The organism is Brevundimonas sp., assembly GCF_036400995.1.
Lineage (GTDB): Bacteria > Pseudomonadota > Alphaproteobacteria > Caulobacterales > Caulobacteraceae > Brevundimonas.
This window is the reverse complement of sequence record NZ_DASWWG010000089.1, coordinates 19,107-27,566: the sequence shown is the minus strand read 5'-3', so window position 1 is coordinate 27,566 and position 8,460 is coordinate 19,107. Positions and strand designations below refer to the sequence as shown.

At 68.2% G+C, this 8,460-nt stretch carries 8 protein-coding genes; all 8 read right to left on the bottom strand.

What is annotated here, in order from left to right; genetic code table 11:
* A partial coding sequence (gene rpsD / locus VGE03_RS12840; RefSeq protein ID WP_331046868.1) for a 30S ribosomal protein S4 occupies window positions 1-399 on the bottom strand: 399 nt, incomplete at its 3' end.
* 175 nt (window positions 400-574) lie between these two features.
* Window positions 575-2,923, bottom strand: coding sequence for a bifunctional diguanylate cyclase/phosphodiesterase (locus VGE03_RS12835; RefSeq protein ID WP_331046867.1), 2,349 nt, complete (start codon window positions 2,921-2,923; stop codon window positions 575-577).
* Between the two features lie 101 nt (window positions 2,924-3,024).
* A complete protein-coding gene (locus VGE03_RS12830) occupies window positions 3,025-4,536 on the bottom strand; it encodes an alpha-N-arabinofuranosidase (protein WP_331046866.1) in 1,512 nt (503 codons plus the stop codon).
* Between the two features lie 11 nt (window positions 4,537-4,547).
* Entirely contained in the window at window positions 4,548-6,125 is a 1,578-nt protein-coding gene (locus VGE03_RS12825) for a GH39 family glycosyl hydrolase (protein ID WP_331046865.1), read from the bottom strand.
* Window positions 6,126-6,240: 115 nt separating this feature from the next.
* Complete coding sequence (locus VGE03_RS12820) at window positions 6,241-6,852, bottom strand: superoxide dismutase (protein WP_331046864.1); 612 nt, start codon at window positions 6,850-6,852, stop codon at window positions 6,241-6,243.
* 153 nt (window positions 6,853-7,005) lie between these two features.
* Window positions 7,006-7,230, bottom strand: a complete 225-nt coding sequence (locus VGE03_RS12815) for a hypothetical protein (protein WP_331046863.1) — start codon at window positions 7,228-7,230, stop codon at window positions 7,006-7,008.
* Between the two features lie 2 nt (window positions 7,231-7,232).
* On the bottom strand, window positions 7,233-8,066 hold the full coding sequence (gene fghA, locus VGE03_RS12810) for an S-formylglutathione hydrolase (RefSeq protein ID WP_331046862.1): 834 nt from the start codon (window positions 8,064-8,066) through the stop codon (window positions 7,233-7,235).
* 8 nt (window positions 8,067-8,074) lie between these two features.
* Entirely contained in the window at window positions 8,075-8,458 is a 384-nt protein-coding gene (locus VGE03_RS12805) for a VOC family protein (protein ID WP_331046861.1), read from the bottom strand.
* Window positions 8,459-8,460: the final 2 nt, after the last annotated feature.

The window sequence follows — 8,460 nt, the reverse complement described above, 5'->3', positions numbered from 1 at the left end:
GTACGAACCGATGTCGACCTTCTTGCCGTCGACGGTCACGTGGCCGTGGCTGACGAACTGGCGAGCGGCCCAGACGGTCGGGACGAACTTGGCGCGGTAGACGATGGCGTCCAGGCGCGATTCCAGCAGACCGATCAGGTTCTCCGAGCTGTTGCCCTTGCGACGGGTCGCTTCGGCGTAGGTGGCGGCGAACTGCTTCTCGGTGATGTTGCCGTAGTAGCCCTTCAGCTTCTGCTTGGCCTTCAGTTGCAGGCCGAAGTCCGAGACTTTCGACTTGCGGCGCTGACCGTGCTGGCCGGGGCCGTACGAGCGCTTGTTAACCGGGGACTTCGAACGGCCCCACAGGTTTTCACCCATGGCGCGGTCGATTTTGTACTTGGCGCTGTGGCGCTTGGACATAAGTCACTCTCTATGTTGATGCGGCCCGGTCCCTCCCCAACTGGAGAGACGATCCCAACGGCGGTCCACGCATCGTCCGTCATAAATCCCGCCCCCGACCGGAGTCAGGCGCGCGAAGGCGGCGCTTATGCCCATGGACTCCCGCGGAGTCAACGTGCGCGCCGGTATTCAGGCCTCAGGCGACCTTGCTGTCCGCCTCGGCCCCGCTCGTCTGTGCGACGGCCTCGCGGCTGGGGCGGCCCAGCAGATAGCCCTGCACCTCGTCACAGCCCTGCTCGCGCAGGAAGACCAGCTGTTCCTGCGTCTCCACGCCCTCGGCGAGGATCGGGATGTCCAGGCTCTCGCCCAGCGCCAGCACGGCGCGGATGATGGCCTTGGACTGCGGTCCGCCGTCCAGCTCGGACATGAAGGTCCGGTCCAGCTTGATCTTGTCGAACGGGAAGGCGCGCAGGGTCGACAGCGACGAATAGCCGGTGCCGAAGTCGTCCATCGCCACCGACACGCCCAGCAGCTTCAGCTGGCGCAGGATGTGGGTGGTCCGCTCCATGTCCGAGATCATCGCGGTCTCGGTGATCTCCAGCTCCAGCCGGTGCGGGGCCAGCCCCGTCTCGATCAGGATCTGGTGCACCAGCCGCGGCAGGTCGACATGCGAGAGCTGGACCGGCGAAAGGTTCACCGCGATCCGGTGCGGCTCGTCCCAGCTGGCGGCTTCCGAACAGGCGCGGCGCAGCACCCACTCCCCGATCGGCAGGATCAGGCCGGTCTCCTCGGCCAGCGGTATGAACTCCGCCGGCGAGATGTACGAACCGTCCGGCTGCTTCCAGCGCAGCAGGGCCTCAAAGCCGGTCACGTCGCCCGTCTCGACCGAAGCCTGGAGCTGATAGTGCAGTTCGAACCGGTTGTTCTCCAGCGCGTCCCGCAGGCCCAGGGTGATGCGACGGCGCTGGCGGACAGCCTCGTCCATCGTCCCCTCGTAGAAGCAGACGTCCGTCGTCAGCGAACTCTTGGCCCGGTACATCGCCAGGTCGGCGTTGTTGATCAGGGTCGAGGTCTCCGACGCATCGTCGGGCCACAGGGCGATGCCGACCGAGGCGCCGCATTGCAGTTCCGCATGCTCGGCCTCCAGCGGCGTCATGATCGCCACCCGCAGCCGTTCGGCAGCCGCGTGGGCGTCCATCCGCTCGCGTATCGGGATCAGGGCGACGAACTCGTCACCGCCCAGCCGAGCCACGAACTCGCCCTCGCGCAGACCGGCTTTCAGATTGTCGGCCACATGGACCAGCAGCCGGTCGCCGACCGCGTGGCCGTACAGGTCGTTGACCTCCTTGAACCGGTTCAGGTCGATCGCCAGCAGGGCGAAGGCGCCGTCGCCGGCCGCGGCCGCCACCGACCGCTCCAGCTTCTCGAGGAAGGACGTCCGGTTCGGAAGCCCCGTCAGACTGTCATTCCGGGCCAGATGGGCGATGCGGCGCTCCTGCGCGAGCCGTGAACGCAGGTCGCGCACGGCCAGGATCTGCACCGGCCGCCCCTCGGCGCCCATGGCCTCCTCACGCACGGCGATCTCGACCGGCACCGGAGCGCCGTCCCGCGCCTTCACCCGGCTCTGCATCAGCAGGCCCGGCTGCAGCGAGGCGACATCCTCGATCCAGTCCTCGATGGCGGTGCCGACCGTCTGCCCTTCCTGTACGCCGCAAAGCTCGGTGAAGGCGTGGTTCGCCAGCCGCACCCGGCCGTCCGCGACCACGGCCATGCCGTCGACGCTGCCCTCGATCAGGGCCGTCAGACGGTCCCGAGACAGGCGCTCGGTTTGTTCTTCCAGGGCATAGCTGGCGACCGCCGTGCCGAGGATCAGGAAGCCGACCGCCGCCACGCCCGCGGCCAGCAGGCCGTCGGCGTCCGACAGCGAGCCCGCATCCGCGCCCGGCGCCAGCGGCATGATGGTCAGGGCGCCCATGCCGGTGAAGTGCAGGGCCACGATCGTCAGCACCAGCAGCGCCGGCGCCAGCAGCATCTTCCGGTACGGGCGCTCGTCCGTCGCGGTGTGGAAGGCCGCCGCGCCGCCGACCACCGCGGCGACCACCGAGGCCACGACATAGGCCGGTGACCAGATCACGAGGGCGTCGGTCACGAAGGCCGCCATGCCCGCGTAATGCATGCCGGTGACCGCAAGGCCGAAGACCGCGCCGCCCGCCGCCGCCGCGTGCGGACGCTTCATCGCGCCGATCGCCAGCGCCAGACCGCAGCCGGTCATCGCCACCACCAGCGACAGGCCGGTCAGCACCGGCGCATAGCTGACCTCGGCCTGCGGCTGATACGCCAGCATGGCCACGAAATGGGTGCACCAGATGGTCGCCCCGCCCGCCATCGCGCCCAGGAACAACCACGGCAAGCGGGCCCTCAGGCTGCTGACGCGGGTCTTGTCGAACAGGCGGTTCAGAACCACTGAGCCCACAACACAGATTACGGCAGCGAGAGCGACGAGGAGCAGGTTGTGCTCCTGCGTCAGGCAGGTCAGGACGCGCATGGGGGGAGAACTCGGTCAGCGATCGGCCCACCATCCTGCCCGGTTCTTCCTTAACCGACGGCCCCACGCGCAGGGTTAGCGAGCGGTAAACCCGCCCTCCTTCACCCCGCCCGCACCACCACCAACGACCTAGCAGGCAGGCTCACGACCAGAACGTCGCCCTGCATCCGCATGTCCCTGAAGGCCGCGGGTGCCACGGCGCCCGGATCGCTGAATGTGTTGTGCGTGTCGATCCGCGGGCCGGTCAGAACCTGACCGCTGAGCCGGCCGGGCCGTCCGCCCTCCAGCGCCAGCCGCACGGTCGTGGGGCGCGTCGGGTCGAGATTCACCAAGGCGAAATGCACGACCCCGTCATCCCCTCGCGCCGCGGTCACATCCACCCGGTCGCCCTCATCCGCCTCCAGCGTCACCGGCAGGACCGCCGCGTTGCGGAAGGGCTTGTACATCATGAAGGCGTGGTAGGTCGGGGTCAGGGTCATCCGCCCGCCGTCCGTCAGGATCAGGGCCTGCAGCACATTGACCATCTGGGCGATGTTGCTCATCCGCACCCGGTCTGCATGCCGGTGGAAGATGTTGAAATGCACCGCCGCCAGCAGGGCGTCGCGCAGCGAGTTCTGCTGCTGAAGGTGTCCCGCCACCGTCCCCGGCGTCGGATCATACCAGGCGCCCCATTCGTCCACCGCCAGCCCGACCCGGCCTTCGGGGTCATACTCGTCCATGACCGCGTCATGTCCGCGGATCATCGCCTCGATCCGGTAGGCCTGATCGAAGGTCGCGCTCCACTCGGCCACGTCAAAGCCGATCGAGGCGCCCTTGCGCGCCCAGTCGCCGGTCGGCAGCGTGTAATAGTGCAGCGACAGCTGGTCGAAGCTCTCGCGCCCGTCCCGCATCAGGGTGCGGGTCCAGTCATAGTCTTCGGCGTTCGGACCGGCGGCCACGGTCACCGTGCCCGGCGTGGCGACGAACCCGGCGTACTGGCGCATCAGGTCGGTGTAATAGCTCGCCCGCATGCGCCCGCCGCACCCCCACGGCTCGTTGCCCAGACCGAGGTAGTCGATCTTCCACGGCCGTTCCCGCCCGTTCGCCCGACGCGCCTGCGCCAGGGTCGAGCCGCCGTCCGAGGTGATGTACTCCACCCACTGCGCCGCCTCCGCGGGCGTGCCCGAGCCCATGTTCAGGCTCAGATAGGTCTTCGCCCCGATCAGTTCGGCGAAGTCGAAGAATTCATGGGTGCCGAAGGCGTTGTCCTCCGGACTGTTGCCCCACCAACGGTTCAGCGTCACCGGTCGCGCCGCCCGCGCCCCGATGCCGTCGCGCCAGTGATAGGTGTCCGCGTAGCAGCCGCCCGGCCAGCGCACGACCGGAACCTCCAGCGCCTTCAGGGCGCCGACCACGTCGTTGCGGAAGCCCCGCGTGTTGGGAATCTCCGAGCCTTCGCCCACCCAGATTCCGCCGGTGATCCCGCTGCCCAGTTGCTCCATGAACTGGCCGTGAACATCCGGGTTCACCCGCGCGCCGGGCTGGTCCAGACGGACCACGCCCCTCACCTCCGCCGACGCCGGCGACGCCGCCAGCAGCGCCGCGGCCAGCAGTCCCGGAACGACCCGCTTCATCTCCGCTTCCCTCAGCGATCGGCCGGCGCGAACTCGGCCAGCACCACATCATAGGCCTTCATCGGCAACTCCAGTCGCGCCCGCCCGTCGGCGCCGACAGTGACCGTGAAGACCTCCGGCTCGTCCCGGGTCAGGGCCTGCAGTTGCGCCAGCTGGTCCGCCGTCAGCGTCTCCGGCCGCCCCATCTCCAGATAGGCGGTGTAGGCGTCGTTGCTGCGGAAGCCGACGCGGCGAACCTCCACCCGGTGCACGCCCGGCGTCAGCCCCCGCGCCTCGATGACCAGCGGCTCCAACGCCCGCGCGGGCTGCACGGCGCGGAAATAGGGCCGGTTGCTGACCGTCTGGTCCGGCGCCTCATAATGCCAGGCCAGCACCTGAAGGGTCCCGCCGTCCAGCGTCACGATGCTCTGGGCGTCCGCGTTGGCCAACTCCTGGTCGCCCAGCCGCGCCAGATATTTGTAGGCGAACCACGACGGCTTGCGGACGCCCTGCGGGTTCATCAGGCCGAAGCCGCCGTCGAACGGGCGGCTCTGCGGCCCCGGCTCCTCGAACAGGTCCGAATAGGTCCAGTAGCTCATCCCCTGAACCAGCCCCTCGACCGGCTTCAGACGGCTCAGGATGTAGGACGCGCTCAGGTGGCTGTCGTGCACCGGGTCGCGCGGATTGTAGCTGGTGCTCCATTCGGTGAAGTACAGCGGCAGGCCCGGCGTCGCCGAGGCCTCGATCTGGGCTCTCACCCGGCGCACGTCGCCGATCACCGCGTCCGGATTGGGCGACAGCTTGTTATCCCCCTCCCCGTTCTCATCCAGGAAGCCGCCGTCCACCCCGTAGGTGTGGGTGGTCACGAAATCGACCGGCGCATTGTGCTCTCGCGCATAGGCCAGCAGCTCTGGCACCCAGGCCGCGCCCGCCGTCGAGGGCCCGCCCACCGGCAGCGCCGGATCGATCGCCTTGATCACCCGCGCCGTGCGCACATACAGGTCGAAATAGGCCGCCTGATCCGCCCGCTCCCAGAATCCGTCCAGATTGGGCTCGTTCCAGACCTCGAAATACCAGGTCCGGACCTCCTCGGCGCCGTACCGGTCGATCAGGTGGCGCACGAAGGCGTCGACCAGCGCGTCCCACTTCTCCGGCTGCGGATGCGAGGTGTTGCCCTTCCAGTAGAAGATGGTCTGGTCCGACGTCCGCATGTCGTGCGGGGTGAACCCCAGCTCCACGAACGGCTTGATCCCCATGGCCAGGAACCGGTCGTACAGGGCGTCGATCTTGCTGAAGTCGTAGACCGGCCGGCCGTCCACCTCGCGATAGACGCCCATGTCGTCATGGAAGATGGCGTGGAAGCGGATGTAGCGGAAACCCAGCTCCTCGCGGGCGATCTGCAACTGGGCCAGGGCGTCCTCGCGCCCGGTCACCGCCGGATAGTCCGCCCCGATGGAGAAGTCGGCCATCCGGTCGCGCGGACGGCTCTCGGCGGAAGCGTCCGCCACAATGGTCCGGGTCTGCGCGACGGCCGCGCCTCCCGACAGCAGAGCCCCGCACACGGCCATCGCCGCCGCCGCACGCCCCGCGCGCTTCGCCCAGTCCCTCATGTCCCGCTCCCCGGCGATATGTTTGTTGGGAGCGATGTTAGCGCTAACAAATCCAAACACAAGAAAGGCGCCGCATCGCTACGGCGCCTCTCCGAAGTCCTGACTGTCGGACCGCTTACTTGGCGGCTTCGTACAGTTCGTTGACCTTGTTCCAGTTCACCACCGACCAGAAGGCCTTCAGGTAGTCGACCCGGCGGTTCTGGTACTTCAGGTAATAGGCGTGCTCCCACACGTCGGCGGCCAGAAGGACAGCGCCCTTCTCGTCGGCCACGTCCATCAGCGGGTTGTCCTGGTTCGGGGTCGAGGTGACCTTCAGCTTGCCGTCCTGAAGGATCAGCCAGGCCCAGCCCGAGCCGAACTGGCCGGCGCCGGCGGCGTCGAAGTCAGCCTTGAACTTGTCCAGACCGCCCAGTTCGGCGTCGATCTTGGCGGCCAGCTCGGCCGACGGTTCGCCGGTCTCGCCCTGCGGCGCCAGCAGTTCCCAGAACAGGCTGTGGTTCCAGTGACCGCCGCCGTTGTTGCGGACCGCCTTCGGCAGCTTCGACATGGTCGCGAACAGCTCCTCCAGCGACTTGCCCTGCAGCGAGGCGTCGGCGTCGACGGCCTTGTTCAGGTTGTCGACATAGGTCTGGTGGTGCTTGTCGTGGTGGAAGGTCATCGTCTCCTTGTCGATCGCCGGCTCCAGGGCGTCGTAGGCGTACGGGAGGGGCGGAAGGGTGAAGGCCATGGAGAGACTCCTCTGGGGCGGTTTGATTCTGGACCGGATGTAGGGGCTCCGGCCGTCCGGCCAAAGGCTCCCCACGGGATTTTGTCGGGCCTTGAACGCCCGCGTCACGTCAAAGGCTGCATCCGCCTCGCGCGGTCAAGCTTGTCGGGCGGCTCAGGCCTTCGGAAGGTGGGCCTTCATGCAGTCGCGCACCGCCCGGCGGTGGTCGCCGAGCGCGTTCAGGTAGTCCACGCCCGCCGCCGCGAAGGCCACCTTGGTCGCCGCGTCCAGACCTTCGGGCAGGGCCGCGATCACGCGCTTCTGACCCTTGTCGTGCAGACAGAAGCCGACCTCGCTGCACAGGGCCGCGAACATCGCGTCATACCGGTCGTCGCTCATGGTCAGGCTTTCAGTCGGGCGGCGTGGAAGGCGACATGGTCGGCGATGAAGCTGGCCATGAAGAAGTAGGAGTGATCATAGCCCGGCTGCATCCGCACCGTCACCTTCTGCCCGTTGGCTTCCCCCGCCGCGATCAGCAGTTCCGGCTTCAGTTGCTCGACCAGGAAGCTGTCGGCGTCGCCCTGGTCGATCAGGATGTCGTCATAGACGCCCTTCGCCGCCCCGCCTTCGATCAGCAGGGCCGCGTCGTGGTGCGCCCACTCGGCCCGGTCGTCGCCCAGATAGGCGGTGAAGGCCTTTTCGCCCCACGGGCAGCGGGTCGGCGAACTGATCGGCGCGAAGGCCGAGACCGAGCGGAACAGGTCCGGATGGCGCAGCGCCAGCGTCAGCGCCCCGTGCCCGCCCATCGAATGGCCCGAGATGGAGCAGACCTTCGTGGTCGGGAACTCGCGGGCGATCAGGTCGATCAGCTCGCCGGTGACGTAGCTCTCCATGCGGAAATGCGGCGCCCACGGCGCCTGGGTGGCGTCCACATAGAAGCCCGCGCCCTGACCGAGGTCAAAGGCCGGATCATCCGCCACGCCCTCTCCCCGCGGCGAGGTGTCGGGCGCGACGATGATCACCCCGTGCTCGGCGGCGGCGGCGTAGGCCCCGGCCTTGGTGGTGAAATTGTCCTCGGTGCAGGTCAGGCCGGACAGCCAGATCAGCACCGGGAACGGCCCCTCCCCGGCCGGGACGAAGACCGACAGGGTCATGGGCGTGCCGGTCACTGCGCTGTCGTGCTTCAGATAGCGCAGCGTGCCGCCGTGGACGGTGTGGGTCTTCGTCGTTTCCATTCGGTCTCTCAGGTCTTGGGTCGGTGCAGGGCGCAGATCTTGTTGCCCGACGGATCGCGCAGATAGGACAGGTACAGCGCGCCGAACGGCCCCTTGCGCTCGCCGGGCGGGTCCTCGATCGAGGTGCCGCCGGCTTCAACGCCAGCGTCGTGGAAGGCCTTCACGGCCTCCGGGTCCCGCGCGCCGAAGCCGATGGTGCCGCCGTTGGCGTGGCAGGCCGGGTCGCCGTCGATGGGCTTGCCGACCGCGAACGAACCGCGCGCCGTCCGCCACCAGTAACGGCCCATGCCGTCCGGCTGGCCCGGCTCGATGCCGAGCGCGCCCAGCGCCGCATCATAGAATTTGCGCGACGCCTCGATGTCGTTCGCGCCGACGGTGATGTGTGTGAACATGT